The 15,837-nt window shown below is 72.3% G+C and carries 16 protein-coding genes; 10 read left to right on the forward strand and 6 right to left on the reverse strand.

Annotated features, from left to right (window positions below):
• Positions 1 to 33 precede the first annotated feature (33 nt).
• From ACZ4VF_RS07550 to ACZ4VF_RS07580, 7 genes are all read left to right on the forward strand, one after another.
• Positions 34 to 870 (forward strand): glutamate ABC transporter substrate-binding protein, encoded by an 837-nt coding sequence (locus ACZ4VF_RS07550; RefSeq protein ID WP_467923691.1) that lies wholly within the window; start codon positions 34 to 36, stop codon positions 868 to 870.
• Between the two features lie 74 nt (positions 871 to 944).
• Positions 945 to 1,610, forward strand: a complete 666-nt coding sequence (locus ACZ4VF_RS07555; protein WP_467923692.1) for an amino acid ABC transporter permease — start codon at positions 945 to 947, stop codon at positions 1,608 to 1,610.
• Entirely contained in the window at positions 1,607 to 2,500 is an 894-nt protein-coding gene (locus ACZ4VF_RS07560; protein ID WP_467923693.1) for an amino acid ABC transporter permease, read from the forward strand. Before ACZ4VF_RS07555 ends, ACZ4VF_RS07560 begins: the two co-directional genes overlap by 4 nt.
• A gap of 177 nt (positions 2,501 to 2,677) precedes the next feature.
• Positions 2,678 to 4,321, forward strand: a complete 1,644-nt coding sequence (locus ACZ4VF_RS07565; RefSeq protein WP_467923694.1) for an FAD-dependent monooxygenase — start codon at positions 2,678 to 2,680, stop codon at positions 4,319 to 4,321.
• Positions 4,322 to 4,583: 262 nt separating this feature from the next.
• Positions 4,584 to 4,655 (forward strand): putative leader peptide, encoded by a 72-nt coding sequence (locus ACZ4VF_RS07570; RefSeq protein WP_309544753.1) that lies wholly within the window; start codon positions 4,584 to 4,586, stop codon positions 4,653 to 4,655.
• A gap of 61 nt (positions 4,656 to 4,716) precedes the next feature.
• Positions 4,717 to 5,268 (forward strand): cupin domain-containing protein, encoded by a 552-nt coding sequence (locus ACZ4VF_RS07575; protein WP_467923695.1) that lies wholly within the window; start codon positions 4,717 to 4,719, stop codon positions 5,266 to 5,268.
• Positions 5,265 to 5,723: a rhodanese-like domain-containing protein gene (locus tag ACZ4VF_RS07580; protein WP_467923696.1), complete on the forward strand. Its 459-nt coding sequence runs from the start codon at positions 5,265 to 5,267 to the stop codon at positions 5,721 to 5,723. Before ACZ4VF_RS07575 ends, ACZ4VF_RS07580 begins: the two co-directional genes overlap by 4 nt.
• Before the next feature lie 138 nt (positions 5,724 to 5,861).
• On the opposite strand, the gene ACZ4VF_RS07585 is transcribed toward ACZ4VF_RS07580, so the two are convergent.
• The 3 genes from ACZ4VF_RS07585 to recA all read right to left on the reverse strand — a co-directional run bounded on the left by ACZ4VF_RS07585 (position 5,862) and on the right by recA (position 10,663).
• Positions 5,862 to 8,390, reverse strand: a complete 2,529-nt coding sequence (locus ACZ4VF_RS07585) for an FtsX-like permease family protein (RefSeq protein ID WP_467923697.1) — start codon at positions 8,388 to 8,390, stop codon at positions 5,862 to 5,864.
• 206 nt (positions 8,391 to 8,596) lie between these two features.
• The gene (gene recX / locus ACZ4VF_RS07590; protein ID WP_467923698.1) at positions 8,597 to 9,532 is read right to left on the reverse strand and encodes a recombination regulator RecX; all 936 of its coding nucleotides are present in this window, start codon (positions 9,530 to 9,532) and stop codon (positions 8,597 to 8,599) included.
• 3 nt (positions 9,533 to 9,535) lie between these two features.
• Positions 9,536 to 10,663, reverse strand: coding sequence for a recombinase RecA (gene recA, locus ACZ4VF_RS07595; protein ID WP_467923699.1), 1,128 nt, complete (start codon positions 10,661 to 10,663; stop codon positions 9,536 to 9,538).
• Between the two features lie 230 nt (positions 10,664 to 10,893).
• On the opposite strand from recA, the gene ACZ4VF_RS07600 reads away from it, so the two are divergent.
• Positions 10,894 to 11,853, forward strand: a complete 960-nt coding sequence (locus tag ACZ4VF_RS07600; RefSeq protein ID WP_467923700.1) for an aminoglycoside phosphotransferase family protein — start codon at positions 10,894 to 10,896, stop codon at positions 11,851 to 11,853.
• An 83-nt stretch (positions 11,854 to 11,936) separates the two neighbouring features.
• Here ACZ4VF_RS07600 and ACZ4VF_RS07605 read toward each other — a convergent pair whose 3' ends face one another.
• Positions 11,937 to 12,473, reverse strand: a complete 537-nt coding sequence (locus ACZ4VF_RS07605) for a hypothetical protein (RefSeq protein ID WP_467923701.1) — start codon at positions 12,471 to 12,473, stop codon at positions 11,937 to 11,939.
• Positions 12,474 to 12,618: 145 nt separating this feature from the next.
• Here ACZ4VF_RS07605 and ACZ4VF_RS07610 point away from each other — a divergent pair, with 145 nt between their 5' ends.
• The gene (locus ACZ4VF_RS07610) at positions 12,619 to 13,116 is read left to right on the forward strand and encodes a hypothetical protein (RefSeq protein WP_467923702.1); all 498 of its coding nucleotides are present in this window, start codon (positions 12,619 to 12,621) and stop codon (positions 13,114 to 13,116) included.
• Between the two features lie 54 nt (positions 13,117 to 13,170).
• Here the strand turns inward: ACZ4VF_RS07610 and ACZ4VF_RS07615 are convergent, their stop codons facing one another.
• Positions 13,171 to 14,445, reverse strand: coding sequence for an AI-2E family transporter (locus tag ACZ4VF_RS07615; RefSeq protein WP_467923703.1), 1,275 nt, complete (start codon positions 14,443 to 14,445; stop codon positions 13,171 to 13,173).
• A 114-nt stretch (positions 14,446 to 14,559) separates the two neighbouring features.
• Positions 14,560 to 14,754, reverse strand: coding sequence for a DUF3046 domain-containing protein (locus ACZ4VF_RS07620; RefSeq protein WP_467923704.1), 195 nt, complete (start codon positions 14,752 to 14,754; stop codon positions 14,560 to 14,562).
• A gap of 79 nt (positions 14,755 to 14,833) precedes the next feature.
• Here ACZ4VF_RS07620 and ACZ4VF_RS07625 point away from each other — a divergent pair, with 79 nt between their 5' ends.
• Entirely contained in the window at positions 14,834 to 15,778 is a 945-nt protein-coding gene (locus ACZ4VF_RS07625; protein ID WP_467923705.1) for a hypothetical protein, read from the forward strand.
• Positions 15,779 to 15,837: the final 59 nt, after the last annotated feature.

A 15,837-nucleotide genomic window follows, 5' to 3' on the forward strand; every position in this document is an offset into this window, starting at 1 on the left:
ACTCGTTCCTCACCACTCAGAAGGATGTTCACCATGAAGCTCCGCAAGGTCACCGCCGCCTCGGCCGTCCTCCTCGCCCTCTCCGTGACCGCCACCGCCTGCGGCGGCGACAAGAAGGACGACGGCGGCTCGTCCGGCGGTGGCAAGAAGATCGCCATCGGCATCAAGTACGACCAGCCGGGCCTCGGACAGAAGACCCCGCAGGGTTACGCCGGCTTCGACGTCGACGTCGCCACCTACGTCGCCAAGAAGCTCGGTTACAGCGCCGACCAGATCGAGTGGAAGGAGTCGAAGAGCGCCGACCGCGAGACCATGCTGCAGCGCGGTGACGTCGACTTCATCGCCGCGACCTACTCGATCAACCCGGAGCGCGAGAAGAAGGTCGACTTCGCCGGCCCGTACCTGCTGGCCCACCAGGACGTGCTGATCCGCGCGGACGACAAGACCATCACGTCGCCTGCGGACCTGAACAAGAAGAAGCTGTGCTCGGTGACCGGCTCGACGTCGGCGCAGAACGTCAAGGCCAAGCTGGCCACCAAGGCGCAGCTGCAGCAGTACCCGACGTACTCGGCGTGTCTGACCGGTCTGCAGAGCAAGGCGATCGACGCGCTGACCACGGACGACTCGATCCTCGCGGGTTACGCCTCCCAGTCGCAGTTCAAGGGCAAGTTCAAGCTCGGCGGCTTCAAGATGACGAACGAGAACTACGGCATCGGCGTCAAGAAGGGCAGCGACCTCAAGGCCAAGATCAACAAGGCCCTGGAGGAGATGGTCTCCGACGGTTCCTGGCAGAGGGCCGTGGACAAGAACCTCGGCCCGGCCGGCTACAAGAACGAGCCCGCTCCGAAGATCGGTGACATCAAGAGCTGAGGCAATGCCGTCGGGTGCGCCGTCCGTGAGGCCGGCGCACCCGGGCATCCCTACACGCGGAAGCGCGGGAGATCGTGTTCGACTTTCTTGACAAGTACGACGTGCTGGGAGCCTTCTGGACGACGGTGCAGCTGACGCTGCTGTCCGCCGTGGGCTCCCTGATCTGGGGCACCCTGCTGGCCGCCATGCGGGTGGGCCCGGTGCCGCTGATGCGCGGTTTCGGCACCGCGTACGTGAACATCGTGCGGAACATCCCGCTCACGGTGATCATCCTCTTCGCCTCGCTCGGGCTGAAGGACACGCTGAACGTCACCCTGGGCTCGGACCAGGTCGAGACGAGTACCTTCCGGCTGGCCGTGCTCGGTCTGATCGTCTACACGTCGGCCTTCGTCTGCGAGGCGATCCGCGCCGGCATCAACACGGTTCCGGTCGGCCAGGCCGAGGCGGCCCGGGCCATCGGCCTCAGCTTCACGCAGGTGCTCGGCCTGATCGTGCTGCCGCAGGCCTTCCGCGCGGCCGTCGGCCCGCTGACCAACGTGCTGATCGCGTTGACGAAGAACACCACCGTGGCGGCGGCGATCGGCGTGGCGGAAGCGGCACTCCTGATGAAGGAGATGGTGGAGAACGAGGCGCAGCTGCTGCTGATCTCCGCGATCATCGCCTTCGGGTTCTGCTGTCTGACCCTGCCGACCGGTCTGATCCTCGGCTGGGTGGGCAAGAAGGTGGCGGTGAAGCGATGAGCGCGCTCCTGTACGACGCCCAGGGTCCCCGGGCCAAGCGGCGCAACATCCTCTACACGGCGGGTTTCCTCGTCGTCCTCGCGGCCGTGCTGTGGTGGGTGTACAAGGCCCTGGACGACAAGGGCCAGCTGGAGTGGGCGCTCTGGAAGCCCTTCTTCAGCGGCACCGAGGCCTACTCGACGTACATCTGGCCGGGTCTGCAGAACACCCTGAAGGCCGCGGCCCTGTCCATGGTCATCGCCCTCCCCCTGGGCGCCGTCCTCGGCATCGCCCGGCTCTCGGACCACGCGTGGATACGCGTCCCGGTCGCGGTGGTCGTGGAGTTCTTCCGCGCCATCCCCGTGCTGGTCCTGATGATCTTCGGGCTCGCCCTGTTCGCGCAGTACACCGACGTCAGCTCGGACGACCGTCCCCTGTACGCGGTCGTCACCGGCCTGGTGCTGTACAACGCGTCGGTGCTCGCGGAGATCGTCCGCGCGGGCATCCTCGCCCTGCCGAAGGGCCAGTCCGAGGCGGCCATGGCGATCGGACTGCGCAAGAACCAGGTGATGCGGCTCATCCTGCTGCCGCAGTCGGTCACCGCGATGCTCCCGGCGATCGTCAGCCAGCTGGTCGTGATCGTGAAGGACACCGCACTCGGCGGCGCGGTCCTGACCTTCCCGGAACTGCTCGCCTCGGCCAGCACGATGAGCGGCTACTACGGCGCCAACACCATCGCCTCCTTCACCGTCGTCGCCGTGATCTTCGTGGTCATCAACTTCGCGCTGACCTCCTTCGCGAGCTGGCTGGAGGGCCGGCTGCGGCGGCGCAAGAAGTCGACCGGCGCGGTGCTCGGAGTCCAGGACACCGCGGACATCGCGGGCGCGGCGGGAACCGGAGCCGCGGTCTGACGCCTGCTCAGACCCGAATGCACCACCCGGAGGCAGTGGCGTGATCGCCACTGCCTCCGGTCGCTTGACGCGATCTCCGCCAATGGGTTGCATACGTTGTGTGATCGTGCACCCCGCTCCACCTTCCTGTTCACTTGTCTCCGTCAGGGCATCGTCACGGGCAGGGGGCGCCGCGTCATGGACCCGGTGATCATCGTCGGAGCGGGGCCCGTCGGGCTGACGCTCGCGCTGGCCCTGGCCCGGCAGGAGGTGCCGGCCGTCGTCCTGGACGAGGGCCCCGGGAAGGACGAGCCCCGCCCGGCACGCACCGTCGTCCTGCGCGAGGACACCGCCGCCCTGCTGGAACGGCTGACCGGTGTCGCACTCGGTGAGCACGGCCTGCGCTGGACGGGATGGCGGTCCCTGCGGCGCAGGCAGGTGATGAGCGAGATCGCCTTCGCCGCCGACGAGCCCGCCCCGCTGCACATCGCCCAGCACCTCCTCACCGGGTTCCTGCGCGCGGCCATCGCGGCTCAGCCCCTGGTCCGGCTGGTGGCGGACGGCCGCGTGGACGCGATCGAGCAGGAGCGTTCCGGCGTCACGGCGCACACCCGCGGCGCCGAGGGCACCTGGTGGCGCGGGAGCTACCTGGTCGGCTGCGACGGCCCCCGCTCGACCGTGCGCAAACTCCAGGACATCCGCTTCCCGGGCCGTACGGCGGTGGAACGGCACGCGGTCGCCGCGCTGCGCGTGGAACTTCCGTGGGAGGGTCAGGCGTTGCTCCATCGGATGCCGCCGTGGCGGTCGTCCGGGCCCTCGGCCGGGGAGGTGACCGCCCGCCCCCTCCCGGACGGCGTGTGGCGCCTGGACTGGCTGCTGCCGCCGGGCAAGGACCTGGTCACGCCGGAGGCCCTGCTCACCCGGATCCGCGAGACCCTCGCGGGCTGGTCGGACGGCACCGCACCGCCGTACGAGCTGCTCGACACCGGTGTCCACACCGTGCACCACCGGCTGGCCCGCCGGTGGCGTGCCGGCCGGGTCTTCGTCGCGGGGGACGCGGCACACCTGCTCGGCGCGCTCGGCACACAGGGGCTCGACGAGGGGCTGAGGGACGCCGACAACCTCGCCTGGAAACTGGGCACGGCCTGGCACCACGGCCCGCACGAGGCCCTGCTGGACAGCTACCAGACCGAGCGGCGGGCGGTGGTCGCCGCCCGGCTGCGCGCCGCCGACCAGGTGCTGCCGGTGCTGCGCGGCGGGGGCGGGCTGCGCCACATCGTGCCGGGTGCGGCCCGCAGCCAGGACGCGCTGCTCACCGACGGTCACCTGGGACGCGGTCCGCTGGGCGCGCCCGGCACGTACGGCGACTCGCCGCTCGCGTCCAGGCATGCGGAGGGCGTCATCCCGGTCGAGACCGCGCCCGGGGCGCCGGTCACGGACGTCCGGGTCACGGCGGAGGACGGTTCCTTCGTCCGGCTGCGCGACCGGCTGGGCCGCGGTGCGCTGCTGGTCGTGCTGATCGCACCCGGTACGGGTGTCTGGGAACGCAAGCACTGGAGGTCCGCGGGGGTGATGCCCCGGCTCGCGGCGGCCGTGTCCGCGCTGCCGCACCCCGCCGAGCTGCTGGTCGCCGAGAGCTACCCGGGTGCGCCGGCGCACAGTGTGCTGCTCGTACGCCCCGACGGCCACCTGGTCACCGCCCTGAGCGGCGTCCGCCCGGCCGACCTGTACGCGGCGGCCGAGGCCACGCTGGGCGGCGCGGGACGGACGGAACAGGAGCAGGAACAGAAGCTGCCGCAGGAGGAGCAGGCGGCGGCGCGGGCCGGTTCGGGCGCGCGCTGATCCTGCGCCGGGACGTGCGAACAGCGCGCGCCGGCGCCGGCTTCGGCGGGCGCGGATCGTGCGCCTGCTTCGGCGGGCGCGGATCGTGCGCCGACTCCGCGTCGGCCGTACGCCGACTCGTGCACCGAGCCTGCGCCGCGGAGGCGCCGGCACGCGCCGGAGCGCCCGGAACGTCCCTCTCCGCACCCTGCGTCCGCAGAGTGACACTCGGTTGACCGGAGTACGGCAGCATGCTGTACTCCGGATCGTGACCGACACCTGTGTGCGCCTGTGGCGGAGGGTCCATATGGACCTCGTCCGCTACGCGGGCTGCGTGTGTCGCCCGTCCTGCTGATTCGCGTCCCTTTCCCATTCCGGGCGCCGTCGCGCGCCCGTTTCCGCGAACCCCCAGGACGGTGCACGTGTCTGTCCCCTCCCCTTCCCTGTCCTCGTCCGCGTCCCCGGCAGCCGGCGCGGCGCCCAGCCAGGCTGACCTCTTCGACTTCGTCCGGCGAACGGCGGCCGACGCCGAGCTGATCGCTTCCCTGCCGCTCGATCCCGAGGGCCGTACCTGGGTACGGCTGGACGGCCCCGGTGGCAGCGAGGCGTGGCTGATCGGCTGGCCGCCCGGCTCCGGTACCGGCTGGCACGACCACGCCGACTCGGTCGGCGCCTTCCTCACCGCCTCGGGCGATCTCACGGAGTACTCCCTCGCCGCGCGGCTGCCCACCGACGGCTGGAAGACCCTGGAACTCACCGAGGGCGTGGACCGCGTACGCCGGCTGTCCGCCGGACAGGGCCGCGCCTTCGGCCGTCACCATGTGCACGAGGTGCTCAACGAGTCCCTCGACCGACACGCGATCTCCGTCCACGCCTACTACCCGCCGCTGCCCCGGATCCGCCGTTACAGTCGCTCGGGCCAGGTGCTGCGCCTGGAGCAGGTCGAACGCCCGGAGGACTGGCAGTGAGCGGCACGAGCGAGCGGTCGGCGGTGTCCGAGGTGACCCACGAGAGCGCCGTTGCGGGCGAAGCGCCCCTCGGCATCGACGCGTTGCTGGAACAGGTCCGGGCGGGGTACCGGCGCATCGGGGCACGCGAGGCGCACGAGGAGGCGCGGTCCGGTGAGGCGTTGCTGGTCGACATCCGGTACGCGGCCCTGCGCGAGCGGGACGGGCTGATCCCCGGCGCCGTCGTGGTCGAGCGCAACGAACTGGAGTGGCGCCTCGACCCCCAGGGCAGCCACCGCCTCCCCCAGGCCACCGGACACGGCCTGCGTGTCGTGGTGATCTGCAACGAGGGCTACGCCTCCAGCCTCGCCGCCGCCTCCCTCCACCAACTGGGCCTGCACCGGGCGACGGACCTGGTCGGCGGCTTCCAGGCCTGGCGCGCGGAGGGACTGCCGGTGACCCCGGTGACGTCCTGAGCGGTGGGTGCGGCGTACTCGCCCACGAAGAGCGGTGAGTACGCCGCACCCGCCGCCGCCCAGCGGTGAGAAGGACGTGCCCGCCGGCGCCGTCTCCGCTCACACTCCCGCACCGTCTCCCGCTCCTCCTGCCTTCTCCTACTCCTTCGCCGTGGCGACCGTCACCGCCCGCACCCTCAGCGCCACCCGCCCCGGTACGGCACTGGCCACGAGCGCGAGGAGTCCGGCGACGGCGACCACGCCGAGGTAGAGCAGCGGGGCGACCGTCGGTGCGGCCCGGCCCGTCATGCCGACGCTGAACGCGGTGAGCACCGCGAGGGCGATACCGCTGCCGAGCGCGGTGGCGAGGAACAGCACCGACAGCACCTCGGTGCGCAGCATGCGCAGCACCTGGCGGCGCGTGGCACCGGCGAGTCGCAGCAACGCGAACTCCCGGACACGTTCGGCGACCGACATGGCGAGCGTGTTGACGACGGCGATGGCGGTGAAGGCCAGCACGAGTCCCATGGCGAGGTAGTTGACCTCGGCGTTCGTCTGCTGCCGGTCTGCCTGGAGGGCGTCGGCGGCAGCCGGCGACAGAATGCGCACCCCGGGGAACTCACGGAGCGTAGTCGCGAGTTGTATCCGTGTACGGGTCGTGCTGACGAGGACGGAGGAGGCGAGCGGGTTGTCGACGTGGTGGGCCACGAGGTCGTGGGCGAAGGTGAGGTCGCCGAAGCCGAGACCCCGGGCGTAGACGGCGGCGACGGTGAGCGTGGCGGGCGTGCCGTCGCCGAGCGTGAGTTTCAGGGTGCTTCCGGGCTTCAGATGCTGCTGGTCCGCGGCCAGTCGGCTGACGGCGACGGTGCCGGGGCCGAGCCGGGCGAGGGAGCCGGCGGTGACCTCCGGGTCCCAGGTGCGGGTCAGTCCGGCGGGGGTGACGCCCTGTGCGGGGTACTTGTCGAGGCCGACGCGGACGGTCGTGCGGACCACCTCGGTGACGGTGTCGTGCTGTGCGCGCAGCCGCTCGGCGGCCTCGCCGGGGACGCCGGGGCCCTGGGCGGCGACGACCCAGTCGGCCCGGACTCCGTCGCGGACCTGGGTGCGGGCCGCGTCCCCGAGGGTGTCCTGGACGAACAGGACGGTGCAGGTCATGCCGACGAGCAGAGTGAGCGGGGTGACGACGGAGGCCATGCGGGCGGCGTTGCCGCGCAGGTTGGCGGTGGCGAGCCTGCCACCGTGGCCGGTGAGCCGCAGCGGGCCGGCGAGCAGCAGCGCGGCGGCCCTGACCAGGACGGGGCCGAGCAGAGCGACGGCGGTGGACAGGACGACGACGGCGAGGAAGGTCACGGGAGTCGAGGCGGGCTCGGTGCGCAGGGAGGTGAGCACGACGACGAGGACGACCCCGCCGGCCAGGAGCAGCAGCCCGGCGGTGATCCGACCCCATGCGGGCCGGGTGCGTTCGGTCCTGGCTTCGGCCAGGGCCTCGACCGGGCGGATCCGGGCGATCCTCCGGGAGGCGATCCGGGCCGCCGCCCAGGCGCCGATCAGGGTGACGGCGAGGGCGACCAGCGACGGGAAGACACCACCGGTGGGTTCGAGCGTGTCGGGTACGGCGCCGAGGGCGACGAACCGGGCATGCAGCCAGCTGCCCAGCGGCAGCCCGAGCAGTGCGCCGGCGGTGCCCGCCGCGGCGCCGACGATCAGCGCCTCCCGGCCGAGCAGCCCGCGGATCTGCCCGGGCGTGGCGGCGATGGCCCGGAGCAGGGCGAGTTCCCGATGACGCTGCTGCACGGTGAGCGCGAAGGTGCCGACGACCACGAGCACCGCCACCAGCAGCGAGGTGCCGCCCATGGCACCGCCCATGCTGACCAGCCGGGTGCGGGCGGCAGCGGCGTCCAGGAACTCGACGGGGCCGCGGGCGTCGCCGGTGCTCACCTGGGCCGTTGTGTCGTGCAGGGCCCCTGTCACGGCACGGCGCACCTGCTCGGGGCCCGCCCCCTTGGCCGGCAGCACCCCGAAGGCACTGACCTGGCCGGGGTGTCCGGCCAGCCGGCGGGCCTCGGTGGCGGAGAAGAACAGGGACGTCTGGTGGCGCACGGCGGTGGCCGGGGCGGCGATACCGGTGATCCGGTAGTCGCGCGGGGCCTGTGTGGACTGCACCGTGAGCCGGTCGCCGGGCCGTAGCCGGGCCCGCGCCGCGAGGCCGTCGTCGATCACCAGGTCCCCCGGGGCCTCGGGGGCGCGGCCGGCGGTGAGCCGGTAGGGCGTCAGCGCGGCGGAGTCCCAGGCATGGCCGTAGGCGGTAGGGCCGCCGGTGCCGGCCGGGGTCAACGGCTGGGCGGGAAAGGTGAGTTCGGGGATGACCCGGGCCACGCCGGGGGTGCGGTCGAGTGCTCCGCGCAGCCGCTCGGAGAGCCAGGCGCGTTCGGCGATGGGTTTCGCCTTGTGCTTGACCTTGGTCTTGCCCTTCTTGTGCTTGACGGTGGTGCGGTGGACGTACTGGTCGGCGGAGACCACGACGGGAGCGGCGGCGTAGCGTTCGGTACGGATGGTGCCGCGCAGGCCGGTGTCGAGGAGGGTGCCGCACGCGGTGATCAGAGCCGCCGCGCACATCAGGGCGAGGAAGGCGCCGAGGAAACCCGCCTTGCGGGCGCGGACTGTCTGCAGGGCGTAACGCAGCATCATGGGGACGGGCTCTCTTCGGTTGTACGCGTCGGCTGTGGTGTGCGCTGGGCGCGCGTACAGACTCGCCGGTGCGGGGGTGGAAGAGCACTGCGGTGACCCGGCGTCTTGCGCCGGGGGTCACCCCGCCTGCCGGAGGCGGGGGTTAACCCCACCCCCGCGCCGGCTCGCACCGGTCCGACCCGGGAGAGCCGTCCCCGGTGACCGCGTCAGAAGTCCCCGTCCCCCAGGAACTCCGTGTCCTCGCCCTCCTCTTCCAGGGCCTGGCGGACGACGCGGAGGGCCATGCCCTCGGAGTAGCCCTTGCGGGCGAGCATGCCCGCGAGCCGGCGGAGCCGCTTGTCGCGGTCGAGGCCTCGGGTGGCGCGCAGCTTGCGGTCGACGAGTTCGCGCGCGGTCGCCTCCTCCTGTTCGGAGTCGAGCTGGGCGACGGCGTCCTCGATCAGCGCCGAGTCGACGCCCTTGGTGCGCAGTTCCCGGGCGAGTGCGCGGCGGGCGAGGCCCCGGCCATGGTGCCGGGACTCCACCCAGGCGTCCGCGAAGGCGCCGTCGTCGATGAGCCCGACCTCTTCGAACCGGTTCAGCACCTCGTCGGCGACGTCCTGCGGGATCTCCCGCTTGCGCAGGGCGTCCGCGAGCTGTTTGCGGGTGCGGGGAGTCCCGGTGAGCAGGCGCAGGCAGATCGCCCGGGCCCGCTCAGCCGGGTCCCCTGAAGACTCCCCCCGCTCGTCCCTCGCCGAGGAGGGGGCGCCTTCGTCCTGTTCGGGTGCGTCCCCGAAGCCGCGCCGCCGCCGGCGCCCCCGGCCACCGCCGTCCCGCGCACCGCCGTCCCGCACACCGCCGGGCCCGCCGAAGCCGCGACCGCGGCCGCCGAGCGAGCCGCCCCCGCGCGGCTCACCCCCCACGCCGGCCGCGTCTACGCTGGCGTCCTCGTACCCGCCGGTTCCGCGGTACGCGTCGTGCCCGCCGTAGCCGTGCACGTCCCGCTCGCGGTACTCGTCCTGTCCGCGGTACTGCTCGTGCCCGTCGTCCCGGTGTCCGTCGGCACCGTCAGGGACGGAGTCCGGGTGGCCCCCGGCGCCCCTCCCCCGTGGGGCACCGGGGGTGACGTACTCGTACTCGGCCCAGTCGGTTCGTCGCGTCACGGGTCAGCTCTTGGCTGCGGCGGCCTTGGGCTTGGTGGCCTTGGCGGCTGCCGGGGCGGGCACCGACTTGGCCGCGTCGTCGGCCGTGGTGCCGACCGCAGCGTCGGCGCCCGGCTCGGCGGCGGGCTCCTCCGGCCGGACCCCCACGCCCAGCTTCTCCTTGATCTTCTTCTCGATCTCGTTGGCCAGGTCGGGGTTGTCCTTGAGGAAGTTGCGCGCGTTCTCCTTGCCCTGGCCGAGCTGGTCGCCCTCGTACGTGTACCAGGCACCGGCCTTGCGCACGAAGCCGTGCTCCACGCCCATGTCGATCAGACCGCCCTCGCGGCTGATGCCCTGGCCGTAGAGGATGTCGAACTCGGCCTGCTTGAAGGGCGGCGCGACCTTGTTCTTGACGACCTTGCAACGGGTGCGGTTGCCGACCGCCTCCGTGCCGTCCTTCAGGGTCTCGATGCGGCGGATGTCGATGCGCACCGAGGCGTAGAACTTGAGCGCCCGGCCACCGGTCGTGGTCTCCGGGGAGCCGAACATCACACCGATCTTCTCGCGGAGCTGGTTGATGAAGATCGCGGTGGTCTTGGACTGGTTGAGCGCACTGGTGATCTTGCGGAGTGCCTGGCTCATCAGACGGGCCTGGAGACCGACGTGGCTGTCGCCCATCTCGCCCTCGATCTCCGCGCGCGGGACGAGCGCGGCGACGGAGTCGATGACGATGAGGTCGAGGGCACCGGAGCGGACCAGCATGTCCACGATCTCCAGGGCCTGCTCGCCGTTGTCCGGCTGGGAGAGGATCAGGTTGTCGATGTCGACGCCGAGCTTGCGCGCGTACTCGGGGTCGAGGGCGTGCTCGGCGTCCACGAAGGCGACCTGGCCGCCGGCCTTCTGCGCGTTCGCCACGGCGTGCAGGGTCAGGGTCGTCTTGCCGGAGGACTCCGGTCCGTAGATCTCCACGACACGGCCGCGCGGCAGGCCACCGACGCCGAGGGCGACGTCGAGCGCGGTCGATCCGGTCGGGATGACCTCAATGGGCTCCTTCGACCGCTCGCCCATGCGCATGACCGCGCCCTTGCCGAATTGCCGTTCAATCTGCGCGAGCGCGGCGTCGAGCGCCTTCTCGCGGTCGGTTCCTGCCATGGGTTCCACCCGGTTTGCTTGAGTCGATCGCTTCACGTCAAAGACGCTAACGCCTGCCACTGACAATGCGCCCCGACGCAGGCCCAGCCTGTGGATAACCAAGGGACACATACCCGCGAACCGGGACGAAATCCTCAGCCCAAGGCCTCGCCTGAGCCCTCATAAGAATGGATGTTCGATTTTTGTGTCAAGCGCACCACGCGGGCGCCGTCCGACTACCGTGGCTCCGCATGGCCCCTACCGAGAACGTGATCACCGCCGACCTGGTCCGGGATCTCCTGCGCGACCACCACCCGGACCTGGCCGGTCTCCCCCTGGAGCTCGGCGCACGCGGCTGGGACAACCAGCTGTGGCGGCTCGGCGACGATCTCGCCGTCCGGCTGCCCTGGGCGACGCCGTCCGCGGACGCGCTGCTGCGCAAGGAGCACGAGTGGCTTCCGGCCCTCGCCCCGCACCTCCCCCTGCCGGTTCCCGTCCCGCAGCGCCTCAGTGAACCTTCCGAGCGTTTTCCACGCCCCTGGCTGGTCACCACCTGGGTGCCGGGAACGCCCGCCGACCGTGCCCCCGCCACGCGCGCCGCAGAGGCGGCGGACACCTTGGCCGCCTTCCTGACCGCTCTCCACCGCCCCGCCCCCGAAGGGGCGCCGGCCGGCCGCGACCGCGGGGGCCCGCTGGCCGGGCATGCCGAGGGGTTCGCGCAGCAGCTGGCCTCGGCCACCGGGCTGGGGCTGGTCCCCGACCCGGACGCGGTCCGCGCGGTCTGGGAGGACGCCGTCGCCGCACCCGGCTGGACGGGGCCGGCGCTGTGGCTCCACGGCGATCTGCATCCGGCCAACGTCCTCACCGCGGACGGCACCTTCTGCGGCGTGATCGACTTCGGCGACCTCTTCGCGGGTGATCCGGCCTGCGACCTCGCCGCCGCGTGGCTCCTGCTGCCGGACGGCGCCGTCGACCGCTTCCACGCGGCCTACCGACCGGTCCCCGACCCGGCGACCCTTCGCCGCGCCCGTGGCTGGGCGGTACTGAAGGCCCTCGCCTGCCTGCACATCTCAGACGCGGGCGTCCACGGCCGCCCGGGCGGCAAGCGCAGCTGGGGACCACCCGCCCACGCCGCGCTGCGACGCCTCACCGCGACGGTCCACCACCCCGGTTCCCCGGCGTCGGCGAAGCGACCGCGAGACCCGTCGTGACCGCGGGTCCCGTCGCGACAGCGGGTCCCGTCGTGACCGCGGTCCCACCGTGACCGGGAGACCCGTCGCGGCCGCGAGACCCGTCAGTCCTGGTCCGCGCGGGCCAGCGCCTTGGTGATCAGACGGGTGGCGAAGTCCTGGTCCCCGGTGACCCGGTTGATGTGCTCCGCGAGCAGGAAGGCGGTGACTTCCAGCGGGTTCATCTCGCCCGTGGTCCAGTCTCCGTACTGCTGGCGCCACAGGCTGGGGCTGAGGTCGAGGCCGGCCGCGATGACCAGACCGGCCATGAGGGGGACGGCCTCGGGACGGACGCTCCTGGGCATCATGCGCATCGTGGCCACGAGGTGGGGCACCACGTACTCGATCACGTCCCCGTCGTGGTCCTCGTACGCCGTCCGCAGCCACCGCATGTACATGTAGATGAGCGTGCACGCGCCGTCCAGCAGGTCCTGGACTCCGTCGGGGCCCAAGGACGCGGCGAAGTGGTCGATCAACTGCTGCTGCTCGGGGTCGGTCTCGGTCCCGCCGTCGTAGACGGCCCTGAGCCGGGAGTCGATCACCATGAGGGCCGCACCCACATCGCCGGCGGGGGCGTACCGGGGGTCGCAGGGGGATGACACAGGCTTCCTCCTTCGGTGACCGCGGAACGTGACGCGGCATGTCCGTACGGTAGACCGCCCGGTCGGACCGGGGTCGGGCGAATCCCGATGGAGGGGCTTTGCGCGCTTCGGCGGCGCGGGACAGCCTCCGTAAGGTATGGCGGAGATGAACGACGACGACCGGATGCTCGCCCTGCTGCACGCGCTCGACCGGCTGCCCGCACCGCACCACCTGGAGCACCCCGACGGCTTCGACCGCCCCGGGGCCCGGCTGCGCGCGACCAGGCTGCGGGACCGGCTGTCCCGGAGACTCGGAAGCCCCTGCCGGCTCGACGAGGGCATCCAGGACGCCGGTTTCTCCTTCTGCGTCGACGTGCCGGCCGAGGCGGCCGAGGCCGGAGTGCCGTTCTCCGTGCGGCTGAGCAACTACGGCGACCTGGCGGCGGTCACCACTCCGGCGCCGGACTGCCACGACGACCTGGACGACGCCGTCCGTGACGGAGCGCTGTCCGAGGCGGACCGCGTCCGGATCACCACCTCCCTGTCCGACCTCGGCTACCGACTGGTCGAGCAACGGCTGCTCCACCGGCGCTACGACGGTGTGACCTGGCTCGCCCACGAGGACCACGCGACCTGGTGGACCCGCTTCTTCGACTACCTCTGAGAACGCCCGCCCACCTCTGAGAACGCCCGCCGGCGATGCGGCGACCGAGGCCGGTCACGGCCGCTGCTGCTCGCCGGGGCGGCGGTCGGCCCAGAGCTGTCGCGCGCGCGTGAGCATCCCGGGCCCGGCCGGGTTCCTGGCGCGGTGCCCGTGCACGCGGGGATCGTCCGTGACGTCGTACCGCTTCACGTACGCCCCCAGGAACGCCTGCAGCGTGGCCACCGCCGGGATGGCGATCAGCGCGCCGACCGCGCCCAGCAGGGCGGTGCCGGCGATCACCGACCCGAACGCGACCGCCGGGTGGATGTCCACCGTCTTGGCGGTCAGCTTGGGCTGCAGCATGTAGTTCTCGAACTGCTGGTAGACCACGACGAAGCCCAGCACCCACACCGCGTACCAGGGGTTGACGGTGAACGCGATCAGCATCGGCAGCGCGCCCGCGAGGTACGTGCCGATGGTGGGGATGAACTGCGAGACCAGGCCCACCCAGACGCCCAGCACCGGCGCGTACGGCACCCCCAGGGATTCCAGCAGGATGTAGTGCGCGATGCCGGAGATGAGCGCCATGAGGCCGCGCGAGTACAGATAGCCGCCCGTCTTGTCGACGGCGATCTCCCAGGCCCGCAGCACCTCGGCCTGGCGCGCGGGCGGCAGTACGGAGCACAGGGCGCGGCGCAGCCGGGGGCCGTCCGCCGCGAAGTAGAACGAGAACAGCCCGACCGTCAGCAGCCGGAACAGCCCGCCGAGCACCTGGGCGGACACGTCGAGGACGCCGGCGGCGCTGTTCTGCGCGTACTTGCGCAGCCAGTCGGAGTGGAGCAGACCCTCCTGGACGTCCACGCGTCTGAGTTCCGTGTGGAAGGTGTGGTTGATCCAGTTGATGAGCGAGTCGAGGTAGTCCGGGAAGCCCTCGACCATCTTGATGATCTGCCCGGCCAGCATCGACCCGAGCAGGGTGACGAACCCGGCGGCGAAGACGGTCAGGCCGAGGAAGACGAGGAAGGTGGCGAGCCCCCGGCGCATGCCACGGGCCGCCATCCGGCTCACCGCGGGCTCGATCGCCAGGGCCAGGAAGAACGCGATCAATATGTTGATCAGGAGCCCGGTCAGCTGGTGGAAGGCCCAGCTGCCGAGCTGGAAGGCGGCGATCAGCGCCAGCGCGAGCACCATGGCGCGCGGCAGCCAGCGCGGCATCCGGCCGTCGGGAGCGGCGGCGCCGGAGACCGGGGGCCGGCCGGGCGGGGTGGTGGAGGCCGGTGCCGTCTGCCGCGGGGACGGCTCGCCGGCCTCGGCGGGGGATGCCGGAGGGTGCTCGTCAGTGGGTGCCACGCGCCCAGTCTCGCCCACGCCACCGACAACCGGTGCCCGCCGGCGATCTTCGTGACGGATCGGTGCCGTACTGTCGCGTCCTTGTCCGGCAAGCCCGGCATTTCACCCGGCGCCTCAACGCCTCTCGCCCGGCACGTCCATGACCGCGCAGATCACGCGCCAGACGTCCTTGGCCTCCCAGCCGGCGTCCAGCGCCTCGTTCACCGTGCGTCCGCCCAGTTCGGACATGACGTGGTCGCGCGCGAAGGTGTCGGCGTACCCCGGACCGAAGTGTTCCGCCATCCGCTGCCAGAAGACCGTCAACCGCATGCCTCCAGTATCCCGCCCCCGGGGGTGGGCCCCGCCCGGGAGCTCCTGCGAGACCGCTTTCCGCCCTACGGTCTGACGCATGGCCGAAACCGGAGCTTCCCCGCCCCCTTCCACGCCCCCGGCGCGCTCCCCGCTCTTCCGCGCCGAACAGTTCGTGTGGCTCACCGCGCGCGTGCTGGAGCAGCACCTCTTCGCGTACCACTTCCTGCACGGCGGCCCGGAGGCGGTGGAAGCGGCACTGGACGCCTACCGCAACGACGACGGCGGGTACGGGCACGCCCTGGAACCCGATCTGCGCGGTCCGGTGAGCCAGCCCCTGCACACCGCGCACGCGCTGCGCGTCCTGGACGCCATCGGGCACTGCGGAGGGCAGCGTGTGGAGCGCGTGTGCCGCTATCTGACCTCCGTCTCCGGCCCGGACGGCGCCCTGCCCGCGATCCACCCGAGCCAGCGCGGGTATCCGACGGCGCCGTTCGTCCCGGTCGTGGACGACCCTCCCAGCGAGCTGCTGGCCACCGGACCGGTGGTCGGGCTGCTGCACCGCAACGAGGTCTGGCACGCCTGGCTGTTCCGGGCCACCGACTTCTGCTGGCGGGCGGTGGAGTCCCTGGACAGGACGCACCCCTACGAGGTCCAGGCCGCCGTGACCTTCCTGGACTCCGCCCCCGACCGCCCGCGCGCGGAGGCCGCCGCCGACCGGCTGGGCCGCCTCGTGCGGGAGCAGCGGCTCGCGGTGCTGGACCCGGACCGGCTCGACGCGTTCCCGGTCGCCGCCGGTTACGCCCCGGGCGAGCATCACTTCCCGCACGACTTCGCCCGCGGTCCGGAGTCCCTCGCGCGCGCGTGGTTCACCGACGACGAGATGGCACGCTCGCTGGACCGGCTGGCCGCCGAGCAGCAGGAGGACGGCGGCTGGCCGGTCCGGTGGCGCCGGTGGGCCCCGGCCCCGGCGCTGGAGGCCCGCCCGATGGTGACGATCGAGGCGCTGCGGACGCTGCGGGCCTACGGCCGCTTCGTGGGCTGAGCCGGGCCGGGCCCGTACCGTCGGCGGACCACCGGACGGGCCCGGCTCGCCGGCCACGG

It is taken from the genome of Streptomyces sp. NPDC029151 (assembly GCF_055564315.1).